Annotated in this window: 18 protein-coding genes; 11 read left to right on the top strand and 7 right to left on the bottom strand. The window is 63.1% G+C overall.

Features of this window, described 5'->3' with window-relative positions:
* Nucleotides 1-619 precede the first annotated feature (619 nt).
* Together ppc and argE are read right to left on the bottom strand one after the other, a co-directional pair.
* Nucleotides 620-3,253, bottom strand: coding sequence for a phosphoenolpyruvate carboxylase (gene ppc, locus AB5Y98_RS13800; RefSeq protein WP_010635208.1), 2,634 nt, complete (start codon nt 3,251-3,253; stop codon nt 620-622).
* A 215-nt stretch (nt 3,254-3,468) separates the two neighbouring features.
* Nucleotides 3,469-4,614: an acetylornithine deacetylase gene (argE, locus tag AB5Y98_RS13795; protein WP_368232100.1), complete on the bottom strand. Its 1,146-nt coding sequence runs from the start codon at nt 4,612-4,614 to the stop codon at nt 3,469-3,471.
* Between the two features lie 268 nt (nt 4,615-4,882).
* Between argE and argC the strand changes: the two genes are divergently transcribed.
* The 7 genes from argC (at nt 4,883) to AB5Y98_RS13760 (ending at nt 11,471) form a co-directional block, all read left to right on the top strand.
* Complete coding sequence (gene argC, locus AB5Y98_RS13790; RefSeq protein WP_368232099.1) at nt 4,883-5,890, top strand: N-acetyl-gamma-glutamyl-phosphate reductase; 1,008 nt, start codon at nt 4,883-4,885, stop codon at nt 5,888-5,890.
* 23 nt (nt 5,891-5,913) lie between these two features.
* Nucleotides 5,914-6,693 carry an acetylglutamate kinase gene (gene argB, locus AB5Y98_RS13785; protein ID WP_208200186.1) on the top strand — a complete coding sequence of 260 codons (780 nt, stop codon included), beginning with the start codon at nt 5,914-5,916 and terminating at the stop codon, nt 6,691-6,693.
* Between the two features lie 25 nt (nt 6,694-6,718).
* The gene (locus tag AB5Y98_RS13780) at nt 6,719-7,630 is read left to right on the top strand and encodes an ornithine carbamoyltransferase (protein WP_026139149.1); all 912 of its coding nucleotides are present in this window, start codon (nt 6,719-6,721) and stop codon (nt 7,628-7,630) included.
* Nucleotides 7,631-7,684: 54 nt separating this feature from the next.
* Nucleotides 7,685-8,920 (top strand): argininosuccinate synthase, encoded by a 1,236-nt coding sequence (locus AB5Y98_RS13775; RefSeq protein ID WP_010635203.1) that lies wholly within the window; start codon nt 7,685-7,687, stop codon nt 8,918-8,920.
* 54 nt (nt 8,921-8,974) lie between these two features.
* On the top strand, nt 8,975-9,265 hold the full coding sequence (locus AB5Y98_RS13770; protein ID WP_368232098.1) for a hypothetical protein: 291 nt from the start codon (nt 8,975-8,977) through the stop codon (nt 9,263-9,265).
* 43 nt (nt 9,266-9,308) lie between these two features.
* Complete coding sequence (gene argH, locus AB5Y98_RS13765; protein WP_368232097.1) at nt 9,309-10,691, top strand: argininosuccinate lyase; 1,383 nt, start codon at nt 9,309-9,311, stop codon at nt 10,689-10,691.
* A gap of 144 nt (nt 10,692-10,835) precedes the next feature.
* On the top strand, nt 10,836-11,471 hold the full coding sequence (locus AB5Y98_RS13760) for an FMN-binding negative transcriptional regulator (protein ID WP_368232096.1): 636 nt from the start codon (nt 10,836-10,838) through the stop codon (nt 11,469-11,471).
* Nucleotides 11,472-11,543: 72 nt separating this feature from the next.
* Here the strand turns inward: AB5Y98_RS13760 and AB5Y98_RS13755 are convergent, their stop codons facing one another.
* The 5 genes from AB5Y98_RS13755 to AB5Y98_RS13735 all read right to left on the bottom strand — a co-directional run bounded on the left by AB5Y98_RS13755 (nt 11,544) and on the right by AB5Y98_RS13735 (nt 14,817).
* Nucleotides 11,544-12,005: a hypothetical protein gene (locus AB5Y98_RS13755; protein WP_043169350.1), complete on the bottom strand. Its 462-nt coding sequence runs from the start codon at nt 12,003-12,005 to the stop codon at nt 11,544-11,546.
* A 199-nt stretch (nt 12,006-12,204) separates the two neighbouring features.
* Nucleotides 12,205-12,417 (bottom strand): hypothetical protein, encoded by a 213-nt coding sequence (locus tag AB5Y98_RS13750; protein WP_368232095.1) that lies wholly within the window; start codon nt 12,415-12,417, stop codon nt 12,205-12,207.
* 128 nt (nt 12,418-12,545) lie between these two features.
* The gene (locus AB5Y98_RS13745) at nt 12,546-12,887 is read right to left on the bottom strand and encodes a DUF1294 domain-containing protein (RefSeq protein ID WP_054544028.1); all 342 of its coding nucleotides are present in this window, start codon (nt 12,885-12,887) and stop codon (nt 12,546-12,548) included.
* Nucleotides 12,884-13,474, bottom strand: a complete 591-nt coding sequence (locus AB5Y98_RS13740; protein WP_010635198.1) for a sugar O-acetyltransferase — start codon at nt 13,472-13,474, stop codon at nt 12,884-12,886. The genes AB5Y98_RS13745 and AB5Y98_RS13740 overlap by 4 nt, the downstream gene beginning before the upstream one ends.
* An 80-nt stretch (nt 13,475-13,554) precedes the next feature.
* Nucleotides 13,555-14,817, bottom strand: a complete 1,263-nt coding sequence (locus tag AB5Y98_RS13735; RefSeq protein WP_005308564.1) for an MgtC/SapB family protein — start codon at nt 14,815-14,817, stop codon at nt 13,555-13,557.
* A 209-nt stretch (nt 14,818-15,026) separates the two neighbouring features.
* Between AB5Y98_RS13735 and AB5Y98_RS13730 the strand changes: the two genes are divergently transcribed.
* The 4 genes from AB5Y98_RS13730 to cysW all read left to right on the top strand — a co-directional run bounded on the left by AB5Y98_RS13730 (nt 15,027) and on the right by cysW (nt 18,672).
* Complete coding sequence (locus AB5Y98_RS13730; RefSeq protein ID WP_010635196.1) at nt 15,027-16,028, top strand: sulfate ABC transporter substrate-binding protein; 1,002 nt, start codon at nt 15,027-15,029, stop codon at nt 16,026-16,028.
* Nucleotides 16,029-16,084: 56 nt separating this feature from the next.
* Nucleotides 16,085-16,660, top strand: coding sequence for an alpha/beta hydrolase (locus AB5Y98_RS13725; RefSeq protein WP_123247145.1), 576 nt, complete (start codon nt 16,085-16,087; stop codon nt 16,658-16,660).
* Nucleotides 16,661-16,939: 279 nt separating this feature from the next.
* Entirely contained in the window at nt 16,940-17,779 is an 840-nt protein-coding gene (gene cysT / locus AB5Y98_RS13720; RefSeq protein WP_005308571.1) for a sulfate ABC transporter permease subunit CysT, read from the top strand.
* Entirely contained in the window at nt 17,776-18,672 is an 897-nt protein-coding gene (cysW, locus tag AB5Y98_RS13715; RefSeq protein WP_019840852.1) for a sulfate ABC transporter permease subunit CysW, read from the top strand. The genes cysT and cysW overlap by 4 nt, the downstream gene beginning before the upstream one ends.
* The last annotated feature ends 15 nt before the right edge of the window (nt 18,673-18,687 follow it).

The following is an 18,687-nucleotide window of genomic DNA, read 5'->3' as shown; positions in this document are numbered from 1 at the left end:
TGGCGCCTCTTTTTATTGTTTAGCGGCAGGTTTTTAGGTCTACGGGCTGATTTCCCTATCCCGTAAGCGGCCCGTTTTTGAGCGTCTTCAACAGGTTGTTGGCAGGAGTCAGGTAATAACCGGACTTGCACAGGTAGCATGAACGGGCACTACTCCCGCACAGACTGGCCAAGAACGGGCACGGTATTGGTTTCCCCTCTTATTCGCTGAGGCGAGCCCGCTTGTTCAGGCTGCGAGACAGGATGTCGAGCGAGCAGCGCCGGGCCATGGACGGCCCGTCGGTGCGTGCCGTCGGACAAGCGGGTGAGACGAAGGAACCCGACGTAGTCGGGCGAAGAAGCGGGGGAGAAGACCTTTGGTGACTTTGGGTCTTTCCAAAGTCACTCGCCCCAGCCCGAAGGGCGGGCGAAACCCCTTCAAGACCGGCAGGCTTGCATCCACCATCCTCTAAAGCTGTAAAGTGGGCGATTGCCCCTGATAGCTAATCGACCCTGCGATTCCATGGCAACGCCTAACGACCAAGGATTCTCCGGCAGCATGGCTCCAGCGGGCCCTGTCGATATGACAAAGGGCGCCGAGGCGCCCTTTGTCATTGAGGGGAGCTTGATAGCCCCGACTATCAACCCGTGTTGCGCATACCTGCGGCGATGCCGGCGATGGTGACCATCAGCGCCTGATCCAGCTCGGGATGCAGGGTTTCCGGGTGGTTGCGCGAGCGGCCCAGCAGCTCGACCTGCAGCACGTTGAGCGGGTCTGTGTAGGGGTTGCGCAGCTTGATGGACTCCTTGATCCAGGGCTGGTCGTCGAGCAAGTCGCCCTGCGGGCGCAGCTCCAGCACCACTTGGATGGAGTCGGCAAGCTCCTGACGCAGCTGTTTGCCGAGGCCCCACAGCTCTTTGGGCACCAGCCGGGTGTCGTAGTACTCGGCCAGCCAGACGTCAGCCTTGAGGAACACCATCTCCAGCATCTCGAGGCGGGTGCGGAAGAAGGGCCACTGACGGCTCATCTCTTCCAGTACGCCCTTCTGGCCGTCGGCGATGGCTTGCTGCAGCCCCTTGTGGGCGCCGAGCCAGGCCGGCAGCATCAGCCGGTTCTGGGTCCAGGCGAAGATCCAGGGGATGGCGCGCAGGCTCTCGACCCCGCCGTTGGGTTTGCGCTTGGAGGGGCGTGAGCCGAGCGGCAGCTTGCCGAGCTCCATCTCCGGGGTGGCGGCGCGGAAGTAGGGCACGAAGTCCGGATGACCGCGCACGATACTGCGGTAGTGATCGCAGGAGACAGAGGCCAGCTGCTCCATCACGGCGCGCCAGCACTCCTTGGGCTTGGGCGGCGGCAGCAGGTTCCCCTCCAGCACGGCGCTGGTGTAGAGGTTGAGGCTCTGGATGGCCACCTTCGGCAGGCCGAACTTGAAGCGGATCATCTCGCCCTGTTCAGTCACCCGCAGGCCACCGCGCAGGGATCCCGGCGGTTGCGACAGAATGGCCTGATGGGCAGGTGCACCACCACGGCCCACGGTACCGCCACGGCCATGGAACAGGGTGAGACGCAGATTGTTGGCCTCGGCCAGTGCCACCAGGGATTCCATGGCGGCGTACTGGGCCCAGCCGGCGGCCATCATGCCCGCGTCCTTGGCAGAGTCGGAGTAGCCGATCATCACGTACTGACGGCCCTGGATGTAGCCGCGATACCAGTCCACCGACAGCAGGCGCTCCATCACGGCGGTGCCCGCCATCAGGTCTTCCTGGGTCTCGAACAGCGGGGCGACCGGCATGCGGAACTTGCAGCCGGCCTCTTTGAGCAACAGCTGCACCGCCAGCACGTCGGACGGTGCGCCAGCCATGGAGATGATGTAGATGCCGAACGCATCGGGATCGTGCTGGGCGATGACCTTGCAGGTATCCAGGGTCTCGCGGGTCTCGTCGCTCGGCGCCCAGTCGCTCGGGATGAGCGGGCGGCGGGAGTTGAGTTCGTTGAGCAGGAAGGCCTGCTTGTCATCCTCGCTCCACTCGGCGTAGTCGCCCATGCCGAGGTAGCGGGTCAGCTCGGAGAAGACCTGGCCGTGACGCTCGCCATCCTGACGGATGTCCAGCTTGACCAGGTGGATGCCGAAGCAGGCCAGCTTGCGCAGCACGTCAAGCAGCATGCCGTCGGCGATGTTGCCCATGCCGCAGGCGTGCAGAGAGTGGTAGCAGAGCTCCAGCGGCTCGCGCAGCTGGGCGGTGGTCTTGACCAGATCCCGGCTCTCGCTCGCCTGGCCCTGCACCTTGGCGGTCAGGAACTCCTGGGTCTCGCGCAGCTGTTCGCGCAGCTCGCGTACCAGGGCGCGGTAAGGCTCGGGGTGATCGCCGACTCGCTCGCGCACGGCGTCGGTGCAGTCGGACATGGAGAGCTCGGAGGTGAGCTCCTTGATGTCCTTGTAGAACAGGCTCACCGCCATCCAGCGGCCCAGCTCCAGCACTTCGGCGGTCACCTTGGCGGTGACGAAGGGGTTGCCGTCGCGGTCACCGCCCATCCAGGAGGTGAACTTGACCGGCGCGGCATCCAGCGGCAGCCGCACACCCAGGTGGTGTTGCAGCCGCTCGTCCAGATTGCGCATGAATTCGGGGATGGCCGGCCACAGGCTGTTTTCCACCACGGCGAAGCCCCACTTGGCCTCGTCCACCGGGGTCGGGCGCTGTTCGCGGATCTCGTTGGTGTGCCAGGCCTGGTTGACCAGCTGTTCGATGCGATTGAGGATCTTGTCCCGCTCGCGGGGCAGCAGATCGGAGAGTTCCAGCGCCTCGAGGCAGTCGTTGAGCTGCACGTGCTTGTGGATCAGGGTGCGACGGGTCACCTCGGTGGGGTGGGCGGTCAGCACCAGATCGATGTCCAGCTCGCGCACGGCCTGGATGATGGCCTCCTGCGACAGGTTGGAGGCTTTCAGCTTGTCGAACATCTGCTCCAGCGGATCCGGTGTGCAGACCTGCTCTTCGCAGCGACGGGAGATGGTGTGGAACTGTTCGGCCACGTTGGCCAGGTTGAGGAACTGGCTGAAGGCGCGGGCCACCGGCAGCAGCTCGTCGTCGCTCAGGTTGCGCAGGGTGTCGAGCAGACGTTCCCGGTCCGTCTCATTGCCTTTGCGGGAGGATTTGGCCAGCTGGCGAATGGTTTCGATCTTGTCGAGGAAGGCCTGTCCCTGATGATCCTTGATGGACTTGCCCAGCAGTTGACCCAGCATGCCTACGTTGGCGCGTAGTGCGGCGTACTTTTCGTTCATTCCACATCCTTATCTTGTTGGTGCCTGACACCCATCCGGGGTGCGAGACGACCTCACTTATTGTTGTGCGATTACAACATATGCTCCGTCATCTTAGGGTGACAATCTACCCAGATTGTCTGCGCAAGGTCAAATAACAGGCCGATTCAGAACATGTATTTCCATCACCTGTCCCGAGGTGCGATGTCATGTAACTTACTTACATTCCCGTCAGTTCAGAGGCAGAAACGGCGGATCAGGTGCTGCAATACGCTGGTGGTCGGTTTGACGAACGACAGATCGAGATATTCGTCCGGCTGGTGGGCCTGAGCGATGTGGCCGGGGCCCAGCACTATGGTTTCACAACCGAGCTGCTGGATGAAGGGGGCCTCGGTGCAATAGTTCACGGATTCGGCGGCCCGACCGCTGGCCCGCTCGGCCTCGCGCACCAGCTCCGAGCCATCGGCGCAGGCATAGGCAGGGATCGGCTCGTGCAGGTGTTGCAGATGCAGGCAGCCCGGCTGGTGGATCTCGATGGGGGAGAGCGCTTCTTTGAGCATGCCCATCAGCTCGTCTGGGCCCACCTGCGGGGTGGGACGCATGTCGATGTGCAGTTCGCAGCAACCGCAGATACGGTTCGGGCTGTCGCCCCCCTGGATGTAGCCGAGGTTCAGGGTCGGCTGCGGCACGGCGAATCTGTGGTCGGCGTACTTCTCCTTCAGGCTGTGCTGCAGCTTGAGCACCTGGCCCATGGCCTGGTGCATGATCTCCAGCGCGTTGACGCCGTTGGCGGGATCCGAGCTGTGACCGCTCTTGCCGGTAATGCGGATGGCTTCTGACATGTGCCCCTTGTGGGCCACCACCGGCACCAGTCCGGTCGGCTCGCCAATCACCGCGTAGTCGGGTTTCAGCTCAGCCGCGGCGGCGATGGCGCGGGCCCCCGCCATGGTGGTCTCTTCATCGGCGGTAGCCAGGATGCGCAGCGGCTTGTTGAGGGTCTTGAGATCGATCTGCTTGAGCGCCTCGACGATAAAGGCGAAGAAGCCCTTCATGTCGATGGTTCCGAGGCCATAGAGGCGGTTGCCCTCTTCGGTCACCTTGAAGGGATCCTTGCGCCAGGCGCCCTCATCGAACGGCACCGTATCGGTGTGGCCCGCCAGCAGCAGCCCCCCTTCACCCTGACCTATCGTCGCCACCAGATTGAACTTGCCCGGCAGATCGGGCAGGGCGGTCACCTCGCACTGGAAGCCGAGCTGACCGAACCAGTCGGCCAGCAGCCGGATCACCGCCTCATTGCTCTGATCCCAGCGGGGATCCGTGCTGCTGATGGACGGAATCGCAATAATATTCTTGTAGAGTGAAAAAAAATCCAGATTGGCCACCTGCTCCTCCTTGCTTCCCCGGAATGTTTCTGTTAGAAAATACAAATGCAAAGTGAGTGCATGAATATTCTGTAAGTTTGCCTGAATACGTGGCTCATCGACAAGGCTTCTAGTTGTAAGGGAAAGTTAATGTTCTGTCACCTGATCTATAACCGACGACACACACCCGCCTGAATTGCCCCTCCGCACTCGTGCATGGGGCATCGAACCCCCTTGTGCACCGCAGCACCATGCTGTGAATCTCGAACTCTGACTTGGAATACTCAACATGCTTAACACCGTTATCGTCGGTGCCAGTGGCTACGCGGGAGCCGAGCTGGCCGCCCTGGTCCAGAACCATCCACAACTCAAGCTGTTCGGCCTCTATGTTTCCGCCGGCAGCCAGGACGCCCACAAGCGTTTCTCTTCTCTGCACCCCCAGTGGGTCGGTGCGCTGGATCAGCCGCTGCTGCCGCTGGACGAGGATGGCATGACCCGGATCCTGACCCAGGCCGATCTGGTGCTGCTGGCCACCGCTCACGAGGTGAGCGCCGAGCTTGCGCCGAAGTTTCTCGCCAAGGGGCTGCCGGTGTTCGATCTCTCCGGTGCTTTCCGGGTCAGGGATCAGCAGTTCTACGCCTCCTACTACGGCTTCACCCATGAGAGCGAGCAGTGGCTGGATCAGGCCGCCTACGGCCTGGCCGAGTGGAATGCCGAAGCGGTCAAGGCGGCCCAGCTGATTGCCGTGCCCGGTTGCTACCCGACCGCCTCCCTGTGCGCCCTCAAGCCGCTGCAGCAGGCCGGTCTCATCGCCAAGGGGTGGCAGCCCATCATCAACGCCGTCTCCGGGGTCTCCGGTGCCGGTCGCAAGGCGGCCATCAACACCAGCTTCTGCGAGGTGAGCCTCAACCCCTACGGCACCTTCAATCACAGGCACCAGCCGGAGATCAGCCATCACCTCGGCAAGGAGGTGCTGTTCCAGCCTCACCTTGGCAACTATGTGCGCGGCATCCTGGCCACCATCTATGTACAGCTGGCAGACGGCGTGACGCCGACCCAGGTGGATCAGGCCTACCTCAAGGCCTACGAGGGCAAGCCGCTGGTGCGTCTGACCGGCCAGATGCCCTCCATTCGCGGTGTTGCGGGCACCCCGTATTGCGACCTTGCCTGGCAACAGCAGGGCAACATGCTGGTGGTGGTATCCGCCATCGACAACCTGCTCAAGGGCGCCGCCTCCCAGGCCATACAGTGCATAAATATCAAATTCGGATTTGAACCGGCCACCGGCCTGATTTAAGGACTCAAGGAAGGATCGCAACGATGAACAAGCAGACTCTGGTAATCAAGTTGGGCGGCGCACTGATCGAGAACGACGAGGCGTTGACCGCCCTGTTCGCCACCCTCAAAAGCTTTCTGGACGAGCAGCACAGACCCCTGGTGCTGGTGCACGGCGGCGGCTGCCTGGTGGATGACCTGCTCAAGGGGCTGGGTCTCACCTCCACCAAGAAGAACGGTCTGCGGGTGACCCCGTTCGAGCAGATCCCGTTTATCGCCGGCGCACTGGCCGGTACCGCCAACAAGCAGATGATGGCCAAGGCCATCGCCACCGGCATCCCGGCGGTGGGGCTCTGTCTGGCGGATGGCGGTCTGTGCCAGGTGAGCCAGCTCGACCCGGCACTCGGCGCGGTCGGTGACTGCCAGCCGGGCAACCCGGCACTGGTGGCGGGGATCCTCGCTCAGGGCTTCCTGCCGGTGGTGAGCTCCATCGGCATCACCGCCGATGGCCAGCTGATGAACGTCAACGCGGATCAGGCGGCCACCGCCATTGCCGAGGCCCTCGGCGCCGATCTGGTGATGCTGTCGGACGTGAGCGGCATCCTGGATGGCAAGGGCAAGCTGGTGCCCCAGCTCGACAAAGTGACCGCGCTGGATCTGATGGAGAAGGGGGTGATCAGCGACGGCATGGCGGTCAAGGTGAAAGCCGCCCTGCATGCCGCCGAGACCCTGGGCAAACCGGTCTGTGTCGCCAGCTGGCGCTACCCGGATCAGCTGCTCAAGTTGCTGGCCGGCGGTGCGGTTGGCACCCAGGTCTCTCTCTGATCTCTACCGGAACAAGGAACATCCGATGCAACATCTTCTGAAAGACAGCGACTTGAGCAAGGCCCAGATCGAGGCGCTGATCGCCCTGGGCAAATCGGTCAAGGCCGATCCGAAAAAGTACGGCCAGGCACTGGCGGGCAAGAGCGTGGTGACCCTGTTCGAGAAACCCTCCCTGCGCACCCGGGTCACCTTCGACATCGGCATCGCCAAACTGGGCGGCCACAGCGTCTATCTGGATCAGCAGAACGGCGCGCTCGGCAAGCGCGAATCGGTGAAGGATTTCGCCGCCAACCTGTCGCGCTGGTGCGACGCCATCGTCGCCCGGGTGTTCGATCACCAGACCCTGGTCGAGCTGGCGGAGCACGGCACTGTGCCGGTGGTGAACAGCCTGTGCAACCTCTACCACCCCTGTCAGGGGCTGGCGGACTTCATGACCATCAGCGAGCACTACGGGGATCTGTCCAAGGTGAAGCTGGCTTATCTCGGCGATGGCAACAACGTCAGCCACTCCCTGCTGCTGCTGGGGGCGACGCTGGGCACCGACGTGACCCTGGTCTGCCCGAAAGGCCACGGCCCGGATACCCAGATCTTCCTGCAGGCCCAGGCGCTGGCGGCCCAGTCCGGTGCGACCATCCACATCAGCGACGACGTGGCCGCCATCGAAGGGTTTGATGTGGCCTACACGGATACCTGGGTCTCCATGGGTGACAACACGCCAATGGAGCAGGTAAAAGATATCTTTATGCCTTATCAGATCAACCAGGCCCTGCTCGACCGCACCGGCATCCAGCATGTGCTGCACTGCCAGCCGGCGCACCGGGAGCTGGAGATCACCTCTCAGGTCATGGACGGGCCTGGCTCCCTCATCATGGACGAGGCTGAAAATCGGATGCATATCCAGAACGCCGTGCTGCTGACCCTGCTTGGGCACAAATAACGGCAACCGACCCCAAATCACACCCTTTTATCGAATCATCATGGAGAGAAGTAAATGAGCGGAATCAACAAGATCGTACTGGCTTACTCGGGCGGACTGGATACCTCGGCCATCATTCCCTGGCTGAAGGAAAACTATGACGCGGAGATCATCGCCTTCGTCGCCGACGTCGGTCAGGAGCGTGACGATCTGGAAGGGATCGAGCAAAAAGCCATCGCCTCCGGCGCCACCAAGTGCATCGTCAAGGATCTGCGGGAAGAGTTCGTCAAAGAGTACGTCTACCCGACCCTGAAGACCGGCGCCGTCTATGAGGGCACCTACCTGCTGGGTACCTCCATGGCCCGTCCGGTGATCGCCAAGGCGATGGTCGAGGCGGCACTGGCGGAAGGGGCCGATGCCATCTCTCACGGTTGCACCGGCAAGGGCAACGATCAGGTGCGTTTCGAAGGTGCGGTGGCCGCGCTGGCGCCCCAGCTGAAAGTGATCGCCCCCTGGCGTCTTTGGGACATGCGTTCCCGGGAAGATCTGCTGGCCTACCTGGAAGCCCGTCAGATCCCCTGCAAGGCGACCCTGAAGAAGATCTACAGTCGCGATGCCAACGCCTGGCACATCTCCACCGAGGGTGGCGAGCTGGAGAGCACCTGGAACGAGCCGTCCGAAGCGGTCTGGCAGTGGACCGTTTCCGCCGAACAGGCACCGGATCAGCCGGAGTACGTCAAGCTGACCGTGGCCCAGGGTGAAGTGGTGGCCGTTGACGACCAGCCGCTCAGCCCGCACCAGATCCTGATGACCCTGAACGAGCGTGCTGGCAAGCACGGCGTGGGCCGTATCGACATCACCGAAAACCGGATGGTGGGCATGAAGTCCCGTGGTTGCTACGAGACCCCGGGCGGTACCGTGATGGTCGCCGCGCTGCGCGCCGTGGAAGAGCTGGTACTGGATCGCCCGACCCGCGCCTGGCGGGAGAAGCTGGGTGCCGAGTTCTCCCACCTGGTCTATGACGGTCGCTGGTTCACCCCGCTGTGCAAGGCCATTGTCGCTTCTGCCAACGCCATCGCCGAAGATCTCGACGGTGAAGTGGTGCTGAAGATGTACAAGGGTCAGGTCACCGCGGTGCAGAAGAAGTCGCCGAACAGCCTCTACTCCGAAGACTTCGCCACCTTCGGCGCCGACGAAGTATACGACCAGAGCCACGCAGAAGGCTTTATCCGTCTCTACACCCTGGCCAGCCGGATCCGCGCCATGAAGGAGCAGCATCAGGCCATCGGTGGTGATCATACCCACGGCTAACCGATAAAGAGAGGGGGAGAAATCCCCCTTAATTTTTTGATACGGGGGTACTAGATGACCGAAGAGAAATTCAAGACTGTTAGCGATTATCTGCAAGAGAGTTTTCCTGAGGTTGGTGAGCCAACCTGTGAGCAGATTTACACCACAGGAAACTATTTGTTCAAAATCAAGTCGGGAAAGAAAAATCTTCTATTAGAGATTACCGAGTGTTGGTTAGAAGAGCATCCAGCTCCAAAAATACGTGAGCATCTCAAATGCTACAAAATTGCAGATATGATGCGTGAGCATCCCGACAAAATTGTTGTGATTAGTACTACCGGGATCACGACTAGAGACAAGCAATAAGCAAGCTGTATGTAAACAGCTGCAGTAATACAAGGAGAGCAGTATGGCACTTTGGGGTGGACGCTTCAGTCAGGGAGCCGATAGCCGGTTCAAGCAGTTCAACGATTCGCTGCGGTTCGATTACCGGCTGGCGGAGCAGGATATTCAGGGCTCCATGGCCTGGGCCAAAGCGCTGGTGAAAGTGGGTGTATTGACTGCCGATGAGCAGGGCAAGCTGCAGCAGGCGATGGAAGTACTGCTCGCCTCGGTGCAGCAGGATCCCCAGCAGATCCTGAGCTCGGATGCCGAAGACATCCACTCCTGGGTCGAGAGCCAGCTTATCGCCGCCGTCGGCGATCTTGGCAAGAAGCTGCACACCGGCCGCTCGCGCAATGATCAGGTCGCCACCGACCTCAAACTCTGGTGCAAGGCGCAGGGTGAGCTGCTGCTCGGCTCCATCACCGCCCTGCAACAGGGGCTGGTGGCCTCCGCCCGCGCCAATCAGGCCGCCGTGCTGCCGGGGTACACCCACCTGCAGCGGGCCCAGCCGGTCACCTACGCCCACTGGGCGCTGGCCTATGTGGAGATGCTGGAGCGGGATTACTCTCGGCTGCTGGATGCCCTCAAACGCCTCGACACCAGCCCGCTCGGCTGCGGCGCCTTGGCGGGCACCGCCTACGCCATCGACCGTGAAGCGCTGGCGCTCGACATGGGCTTTGCCGGTGCCACCCGCAACAGCCTGGATTCGGTCTCCGATCGGGATCACGTGGTGGAGCTGATGCACGTGGCATCCCTCTCCATGACCCACCTGTCGCGCTTTGCCGAAGACCTCATCTTCTACAACACCGGCGAGGCGGGCTTTGTCGAGCTCTCCGATGCAGTCACCTCCGGCTCGTCGCTGATGCCGCAGAAGAAGAACCCGGATGCGCTGGAGCTGATCCGTGGCAAGACCGGCCGGGTGGTCGGCGCCCAGCTGGGCATGCTGATGAGCCTCAAGGCGCTGCCGCTGGCCTACAACAAGGACATGCAGGAAGACAAAGAGGGGCTGTTCGATGCCCTCGACACCTGGCACGACTGCCTCGACATGGCGGCGCTGGTGCTGATCGATCTGAAGGTCAATGGCGAGCGCACCATGGCGGCGGCTCAGGGCGGCTACGCCAACGCCACCGAGCTGGCAGATTATCTGGTGGCCAAGGGGATCCCGTTCCGCGAGGCGCACCATATCGTCGGCGAGACCGTGGTCTACGCGATCCAGATGAAGAAGCCGCTGGAAGAGCTCTCCCTCACTGAGTTCCAGCGCTTCAGCCCCGTGGTGGGGGAGGATGTCTACCCGAACCTGGAGCTGGAGGCGACCCTGGCCAAGCGAGTTGCCAAGGGCGGCGTCGCCCGCGAGCAGATAGAGGCAGCCCTCACTGCCGCCGAACAGTGGCTGGCCAAACGCGCCTAAGCGCACAGGAACATCAAGAGAGGGCGTCAGCCCTCTTTTTTATGTCGGCTTATCAGCCTGTTTCGCTTGCCCCGAGGGCGGCAAAGCGGGCATAAATCCCTGACCAGGCTGAATGGAACTCAGCGCCAACCAGAAGGAACCTGCATGTACTTGCCACTCCATTTTGCCGTCACCGACTCCGAGACTCTGCACCAGCTGATCCGAGCATATCCGCTGGGGGCTCTGATCACCCATGGTGAAGGGGGGCTGGATGCCAACCACCTGCCGTTCGAATTCGATGCTGGAGCAGGGGAACATGGCGTCCTGCGTGCCCATGTTGCCCGCAACAATCCACTCTGGCAGGAAGTGAAAGACGGCGACGAGGTGCTGGTGATCTTCAAGGCTGCAGATGGCTACATCTCTCCCAGCTGGTATCCGGGCAAGCAGGAGCATCACAAGCTGGTGCCAACCTGGAACTACAGCGTGGTGCATGCTCATGGTCGCATCCAGATCCGCGACGATGCCCGCTTCGTGCGCCGGCTGCTGGCAAATCTGACTCGTCATCATGAGGCCGGAGAACCGACTCCATGGAAGATGGCTGATGCGCCGCGAGACTATCTCGAGGCCATGGTGCAGGCGGTCGTCGGCATTGAAATCGAGATAACCGGGCTGGTCGGCAAGTTCAAGCTGGGTCAGAACAAGGAGGCGGCGGATCGCCTGGGCGCAGCCAATTCCCTGCAGGAGCGCGGACAGAGCGCGCTGGCAGAGGCGATGCTGAGTCCACCGCCTTCACTACCCTAGCGTGGCATCATGGGATCCGGCCCGGCAAAAACGGCAACCAGGAGGTTGCCGTTTTTTATTGCTCACCGCCGTTCACGCACTGGCATTGAGCAGCTTGCCGACGCCTTCCCCCTTGCCATTGGGCAGGGTCTGCTTGAAGGCGAAGAGCAGCTGATCGAGGCTGAGGTCGCTGTTGCCAAGTGAGCCCTTGAGGGTGTCCAGCTCGCCCTGCAGTGCGTCGAGGCGGGTGCTCTGGGTGCCGTTTGCCAGCTGGGTGCGGGCGGCGTCGATGGCCTGGGGCAGCGACTGGCCCGAGTACTCTTGGCCCAGGGTCTGCATCAGCGCCCCCATGAAGTGGTTGATGGCGGGGCGGTTTTGCTCGCTGTTTGCCTCCTTGACGCCGAGGCGCTGGAACAGGCTCTGCACCGTGGGGGCGAGCCGCTCTTCCTGCACGGGGGGCTCGGTCTGGGCCGGTGGCGTGCTGTCCCCAAGCAGCTTGCTGCCGAGCTTGAGGGCGAGGGAGGCGAGGGGAAGCAGGGTGCCGATGGCGATCATGATGTCACTCTCCGTACTACTGATGTCATGACGGAGCAGGGAACGGGCCAATTTGGCGAAAATTTAGTCTTAGAGTGGCAGGGGACTGATCCTGCTGTGAATTTAGTTTTGGCCAGGCAGAGGGCGGGCGAGTGCGAGAGAGGGCGGCGGCAAACCCTTGCAGCCCGGGGGCTGGCGGTTTGCCACCCGGCTTGCCGGATCAGAGCTCCTTGAACGGGCGGCTCTTCTCCTCCTCGATGACGATGGCCTCCAGATTGGCGATGCGCTCCTGCAGCTCGTTGATGAGCATGTCCTGCTTGCCGAGACGATCGGTGATGCGGGCATCCCCCAACTGGTAGCGGGCCCGCTTGCTGAGAAAGCCGAACAGAGCGCTGATGAAGACGATCAGCACGATACCGGTCCACATGGTCATGAATGACTCCTTGCCGATGAACAAACGAGAAAACAACCTTGTTGCCATCTGTTGTCTCATACCCGATTGCCGGCTGCAATGGCCGGCAAGGGGGTAGACGGGAATGTCGAGGGGCTGTTTTGCCCGCGTCAGACCGTCTGCCAGAGCGGACGGCCGAGCCAGAGCCCCCACAGGGTCAGGTGCAGCAGCACGATGAACCAGAATACCCTGCGATAACTCCCCTTCTGGGTCTTGTGGCGCAGCCAGTGGCGGGCCAGCAGGGCGCCGGGCCAGCCGCCGAACAGCTCGAGCAGGTGGAGCCGGGACTCGGGGATGCGCCAGCCGCCGCGCACCGCCTGGCGCTTGTCGTGGGCGTAGGCCAGCATCGTCAGCAGACTCATTGTGGTGATGATGGCCAGCGGCCACCAGTTGGCGTCGGCCAGGCCGAGCCAGGCGGTCCACAGCAGGGGGAGCAGGGCGAGCCAGATCACAGGGCCAGCTCCCAGCCGCGGGGGGCGTCCGGGCTCAGGCTGCGGATCACGCGCGCCGGGTTGCCCACCGCCACCGAGTCGGCCGGGATGTCGCGGGTGACCACGGCGCCGGCCCCTATGATGGAACGGGGTCCTATGGTGACGCCGGGGCAGATGATGGCGCCACCGCCAATCCAGCAGTCATCGCCGATCCGCACCGGCTTGTTGTAGGCGGTCCAGTTGCGTCGTTCCAGATAGTCCATGGTGTGGGTGGCGGTGTAGATCTGCACGTTGGGGGCCAGCAGCACATGGCTGCCGATGTGCACCTCGCCCACGTCGAGAATGGTGATGTTGAAGTTGAAGAAGGTCTTCTCGCCGATGTGGATGTTGCGGCCGAATTCGCAGGTGAAGGGAGTGCTGATCCAGCAGGAGTCGGGGCAGTGGCCGAACAGCTCACCGCACAGGCGCTGGCGCAGGGCTTGGTCACCGGCCGGGGAGGCGTTGAGTTGTGCCAGCAGCGCCTGACCGCGGATCCGGTCGTTCGCTATCTCCTCGCTCTGGCTGTCCAGGGCGCCGCCCGCCAGTACCTTGTCCCAATCGCTTGCCATGCTACCGCTCCTCTCATGTGCCAAGAGGAGCCAGTATACGCGAGCACTTTGGCGGCGTCAGGCTGTCACTTGCTGCAAGATCAGGCGCCGGGCCAGATCAGCGGCAGGATCAGCAGGGCCGAGACGAAGTAGGGCAACAGCACCCGCAGCCCCAGCCGGCGGCCGCCGATCCCCAGGGCCAGCAGCCCCTTCACCAGCGAGTTGACCAGCCCGGCCAGCAGGATGCCGCGGGCCGCCACCTCCAGCGCCAGCTCCTTGTGGGAGAGCTGGGAGAGCGACAAGGTGATGGCGTCCACGTCGGTGATGCCGGAGACCAGCGACAGCAGATAGACCCCGGAGTTGCCCACCTTGTTCTGCAGCAGGGTGGCCATGAAGCCGATCAGCGCCAGCAGCAGGCCGAACTTGATGGCGGTGGCGAGATCGAGCGGGTTGCTGGTCTGGGGTTGCACCGGGCCGTCGGTCAGCTCCTCGCGTTGGCGCCAGAACCAGAAGGCGAAGCCGTAGACGGTGGCCGCCAGCAGCAGCAGGGGCGCCGCCAGGCGCATCGCCAGCTCGTTGTGGATGAGCAGCACCAGCACCAGCAGTCGCAGCCACATGGTGGCTCCCGCCAGCAGGATGCCGGTGGCCAGCAGCCGCTCCAGCCCCCCCTGCTCCTTGTTGAGACGGGCAAACTGCAGGGTGAGGGCGGTGGAGGAGGCGAGCCCGGCCAGCATGCTGGTGAGCACCAGCCCGGCGCGGGTGCCGAGCAGGCGCACCGCGAAGTGGCCGCAAAACGAGATGCCGGCGATCACCACCACCATCAGCCAGATCTTGAAGGGGTTGAAGGCATCGAGCGGGCCCATCTCCTCGTTGGGCAGCACCGGCAGCAGCACCAGGGAGATGAGCAAAAAGCGCAGGGTGGCGTGAAATTCGGTCTCGCTCAGAAACAGCATCCCCTGCTGGATCTTGCCCTTGAGCCCCATCAGCAGCGCCGCCAGCACGGCGCAGGCCACTGCCTCGCTCGGGCTCAGCAGCACCGACATCAGCCCCAGCAGATAGGTGAGCAGCATGGCCACCGAGCTGGTGAGGCCGAACTCCCCCTGCCAGCGCTGGGCCAGCCAGACCGAGAGGCCGCAACCAATCACCACCGCCAGCAGGCCGAGCAGCGGCAGCCAGGGGCCCAGGGTGGGCAGCAGCAGGGCGCAGACCCCGCCGAGCAGGCCGATGAGGCCGTAGGTCCGCATCCCGGCGATGCGTTGGTTGTCCCCCAGCTGGCGCACCTGCCAGCCGCGCTCCAGCCCTATGATGAGGCCGATGGCCAGCGACACCAGGGCGCCATTGACGGGTTCTGCGTTGATCCACATAACGACTTCCTGTTCGTCATCTGCCTGCCTTGTTTCCATGATGGCACAGCCGGCACCGGGCCAGCGCGGCCTGGCTCACAGAGTGCGCGAATGGCGCCTGTGGCCTCCTGATATGAGCAAATGAGATAAGCAAAGCGTTATTTCTTGGTTCTCGGCATAACAAGCCCGCGGCATGCTGAATTCAACCCAACGAGATATGGAGTATCCCCATGAAACTGCGAACGACCGCCCTGACCCTGCTCTCCCTGCTGGCCCTCGGTCAGGCCAATGCCGCCGAGATCCGCTTGCTCAACGTCTCCTACGATCCGACCCGCGAACTGTTCCAGGAGTACAACGGCGCCTTCGCCAGGGAGTGGAAGGCGAAGACCGGCGACGATGTGGTGGTCAGCCAGTCCCATGGTGGCTCCGGCAAGCAGGCGCGCGCCGTGGTGGACGGGCTGGAGGCGGACGTGGTGTCGCTGGCGCTGGCCTACGACGTCAATGCCGTGGCCAGGCAGGGGCTGATTGGCGCCGACTGGCAGAGCCGGCTGGCCAACAATGCGGCGCCCTACACCTCCACCATCGTCTTCCTGGTGCGCAAGGACAATCCCAAGCAGATCAAGGACTGGGATGATCTGGTGCGCAAGGACGTGGCCATCGTCACCCCCAACCCCAAGACCTCCGGCGGGGCGCGCTGGAACTACCTGGCTGCCTGGGGCTACGCCCTGAAGAAGAGCGGCAGCGAGGAGGGGGCCAAGCAGTTCGTCGGCGATCTCTACAAGAACGTGAAGGTGCTGGACTCCGGCGCCCGCGGTGCCACCACCAGCTTCATCGAGCGCGGCCTCGGCGATGTGCTGCTGGCCTGGGAGAACGAAGCCCTGTTGGTGCTGGGTCAGCCCGGCAATCGTGACAAGTTCGAGCTGGTGGTGCCGTCGGTCTCCATCCTGGCCGAGCCGCCGGTGGCGGTGGTGGACAAGGTGGCCAGGAAGCACGGCACCGAGGCGGTGGCCAAGGCTTACCTCGACTACCTCTATTCCGACGAGGGGCAGCGCATCGTCGCCAAATATCACTATCGCCCCAGCAACCCGGCGATCCTGAAGGAGACCGCAGCCCAGTTCCCGCAGCTGACCCTGTTCACCGTCAAGGATCTGGAAGGGGACTGGGACAAGGCGCAGAAGAAGCACTTCGCCCAGGGTGCCCTGTTTGACCAGATCTACCAGCCGGGCCGCTGAGCGGCCGGCCATCGTCAACTGAACTGGCCCCTGTGCCAGCTGATAGGAGCACCAAGATGAACAAGATCCTCCTGGTTCCCGGTCTGCACAACAGCGGGCCGGATCACTGGCAGAGCCGCTGGCACCAACAATTCCCCCACTGGCAGCGTATGGTGGGGCTGCCGTGGGATCGGCCCGACCTCACGGTCTGGAGCGCCAAGCTGGCGAGCAAGCTCAAAAGCCGGCGCGAGCGGGCTCACCTGGTGGCCCACTCCTTCGGCGCGCTGGCAGCCATCACGGCGGCGCGCCGGCAGCCCGACAAGGTGGCCTCGCTGTTTATCGTGGCGCCGGCGGATCCGGCCCGCTTCGGCTTGCCAGACGAGCTGCTGGCAGGATCGCTCAAGGTGTCGGCCCAGCTGGTGGCCAGCCGCAACGATCCCTGGATGAGCTTCGAGCGGGCCGAATACTGGAGCCGGCAGTGGCAGGTGCCGCTGTTTGATGCCGGCGAGGTGGGCCACCTCAATGCCCAGTCCGGCCACGGCGACTGGCACCAGGGGCTCAACCTGCTCGGCACCCTCTATCGGCGGGCCGAGATGGTGGTGGCGCCGACGCCGGCGGTGTGGGAGCGGCGGGCGGCCTTGAGTTTTCGCTAAGCGGCGAGCGTTGATCTTACAGGTTTGGAACAGAGAAGGAGGGCAGGCAGCCGACATCACGACAGTCTGATTTGGATAGCTTGGTACATTGCACGACGCTCCATTTTTAGGTCTTTTATTTATATAAAAGACTTTTTTTTCATTTTATGGCTCTAAAAGCCTTGTATGTCGTTGTTAGATAAAAAAGTGCTTAGCAAAGGCGTTATTGGTGTTTGTTGCCCCTGACAGGAGTGCGCAGAATCGCTGTATCTAATGTTTTTCATAACAAACGGATGCGTTATGCGATTTGGTTCTTACTCCGTGCTGCCGGGCTTCGGCCCGACCCTCGGCTTCAGCCTGCTCTATCTGGGCGTGCTGGTGCTGCTGCCGCTCTCGGCGCTGGTGCTGTTCGCGGTGAACAATCTGACCCTGGCCGAGTTCTGGCAGGTGATAGGTTCGCCGCGGGTGCTCGCCTCCTTTCGTCTGAGCTTCGGGGCCGCCCTGGTGGCGGCGCTGCTCAACGCCCTGTTCGGCCTGATCCTGGCCTGGGTGCTGGTGCGTTATACCTTCCCCGGCCGCCGACTGGTGGATGCCCTGATCGATCTGCCGTTCGCCATGCCCACCGCCGTCTCCGGCATCGCCCTGTGCGCCATCTTTGCCCCCAACGGCTGGATCGGGCAGTGGGTCGCCCCGTTTGGCATCGAGCTCGCCTACAACCCCATCGGCGTGGTGATCGCGCTCACCTTCATCGGGTTGCCGTTTGTGGTGCGCACCCTGCAGCCGGTGCTGCGGGAAGCCGAGACCGAGCAGGAGGAGGCCGCCGCCAGTCTGGGCGCCGATCGCTGGCAGACCTTCATCCGGGTGCTGTGGCCGACCCTGGTGCCGGCCCTGCTGACCGGCTTTGCCCTGGCCTTCGCACGGGCGGTGGGGGAGTACGGCTCCGTCATCTTCATCGCCGGCAACCTGCCGATGGTGTCGGAGATTGCGCCGCTGATGATCATGAGCCACCTGGAGGAGTACGACTACGCCGGCGCCTCTGCCATCGCCGTGGTCATGCTGCTGATCTCTTTCATTTTGTTACTGCTTATCAACAAGTTGCAGGCCTGGAGCTGGGCCCGTATCGGAGGGAGCCGGATATGAACGCATCCAACGCAAGCCTGGCGCTGGCAACGGGCGAGGCGGTGCCGACCACCTCGGTGCGCCAGCCCCCCGTCATCCGCGAGCCGGTCTGGGTCAAGTGGCTGCTGATCACGGTCGGTCTCGGCTGGTTTGCCGCCTTGCTGCTACTGCCGCTGGCCACCGTCTTTATCCAGGCGTTGAGCCCTGGCTTGGCCTTCTTCTGGCACGCCATCAGCGAGCCAGACGCCCTCAGTGCCCTCGGCCTCACCGCCCTGGTGACCCTCTGCTCGGTGCCCCTCAACCTGCTGTTCGGGGTCGCCGCGGCCTGGGCCATCGCCCGCTTCCGCTTCCCGGGTCGGCAACTGCTCATCACCCTCATCGATCTGCCGTTCTCCGTGTCGCCGGTGATCGCGGGGCTGATGTTCGTGCTGATGTTCGGCAGCCGCGGCTGGTTTGGTGACTGGCTGAGCGAGCACGACATCAAGGTGATCTTCGCCACCCCAGGCATCATCCTGGCCACCACCTTCATCACAGTGCCCTTCGTGGTGCGCGAGCTGCTGCCCCAGATGGAGGCGCGCGGCCCGGAAGAAGAAGAGGCCGCCATCATGCTGGGGGCGAGCGGCCTGCAGATGTTCTGGCGGGTCACCCTGCCCGGCATTCGCTGGAGCCTGATGTACGGCCTGCTGCTCTGTACCGCCCGGGCGGTGGGGGAGTTCGGCGCCGTGTCGGTGGTCTCCGGCCACATTCGCGGCCAGACCAACACCCTGCCGCTGCACATCGAGATCCTCTACAACGAGTACCAGACCGGCGCCGCCTTCGCGGTAGCCAGCCTGTTGGCCCTGTTCGGGATCTTCACCCTGCTGGGGGAAACCCTGCTGGCCCGGCTGCGTGCCCAGCCCGTTCACTCTCACTGATCACCGAATTCAAGA

It is taken from the genome of Aeromonas sp. s3, from assembly GCF_040907805.1.
GTDB lineage: Bacteria > Pseudomonadota > Gammaproteobacteria > Enterobacterales > Aeromonadaceae > Aeromonas > Aeromonas dhakensis.
The sequence above is the reverse complement of the archived record's forward strand: the minus strand, read 5'-3'. Positions and strand labels throughout refer to the sequence as shown.

Bases quoted from the DNA above. Each gene is read 5' to 3' on its own strand.
- ppc (WP_010635208.1), bottom strand. From the start codon at position 3,253: ATGAACGAAAAGTACGCCGCACTACGCGCCAACGTAGGCATGCTGGGT.
- argC (WP_368232099.1), top strand. From the start codon at position 4,883: ATGCTTAACACCGTTATCGTCGGTGCCAGTGGCTACGCGGGAGCCGAG.
- argB (WP_208200186.1), top strand. From the start codon at position 5,914: ATGAACAAGCAGACTCTGGTAATCAAGTTGGGCGGCGCACTGATCGAG.
- AB5Y98_RS13780 (WP_026139149.1), top strand. From the start codon at position 6,719: ATGCAACATCTTCTGAAAGACAGCGACTTGAGCAAGGCCCAGATCGAG.
- AB5Y98_RS13775 (WP_010635203.1), top strand. From the start codon at position 7,685: ATGAGCGGAATCAACAAGATCGTACTGGCTTACTCGGGCGGACTGGAT.
- AB5Y98_RS13770 (WP_368232098.1), top strand. From the start codon at position 8,975: ATGACCGAAGAGAAATTCAAGACTGTTAGCGATTATCTGCAAGAGAGT.
- argH (WP_368232097.1), top strand. From the start codon at position 9,309: ATGGCACTTTGGGGTGGACGCTTCAGTCAGGGAGCCGATAGCCGGTTC.
- AB5Y98_RS13760 (WP_368232096.1), top strand. From the start codon at position 10,836: ATGTACTTGCCACTCCATTTTGCCGTCACCGACTCCGAGACTCTGCAC.
- AB5Y98_RS13755 (WP_043169350.1), bottom strand. From the start codon at position 12,005: ATGATCGCCATCGGCACCCTGCTTCCCCTCGCCTCCCTCGCCCTCAAG.
- AB5Y98_RS13750 (WP_368232095.1), bottom strand. From the start codon at position 12,417: ATGACCATGTGGACCGGTATCGTGCTGATCGTCTTCATCAGCGCTCTG.
- AB5Y98_RS13740 (WP_010635198.1), bottom strand. From the start codon at position 13,474: ATGGCAAGCGATTGGGACAAGGTACTGGCGGGCGGCGCCCTGGACAGC.
- AB5Y98_RS13735 (WP_005308564.1), bottom strand. From the start codon at position 14,817: ATGTGGATCAACGCAGAACCCGTCAATGGCGCCCTGGTGTCGCTGGCC.
- AB5Y98_RS13730 (WP_010635196.1), top strand. From the start codon at position 15,027: ATGAAACTGCGAACGACCGCCCTGACCCTGCTCTCCCTGCTGGCCCTC.
- AB5Y98_RS13725 (WP_123247145.1), top strand. From the start codon at position 16,085: ATGAACAAGATCCTCCTGGTTCCCGGTCTGCACAACAGCGGGCCGGAT.
- cysT (WP_005308571.1), top strand. From the start codon at position 16,940: ATGCGATTTGGTTCTTACTCCGTGCTGCCGGGCTTCGGCCCGACCCTC.
- cysW (WP_019840852.1), top strand. From the start codon at position 17,776: ATGAACGCATCCAACGCAAGCCTGGCGCTGGCAACGGGCGAGGCGGTG.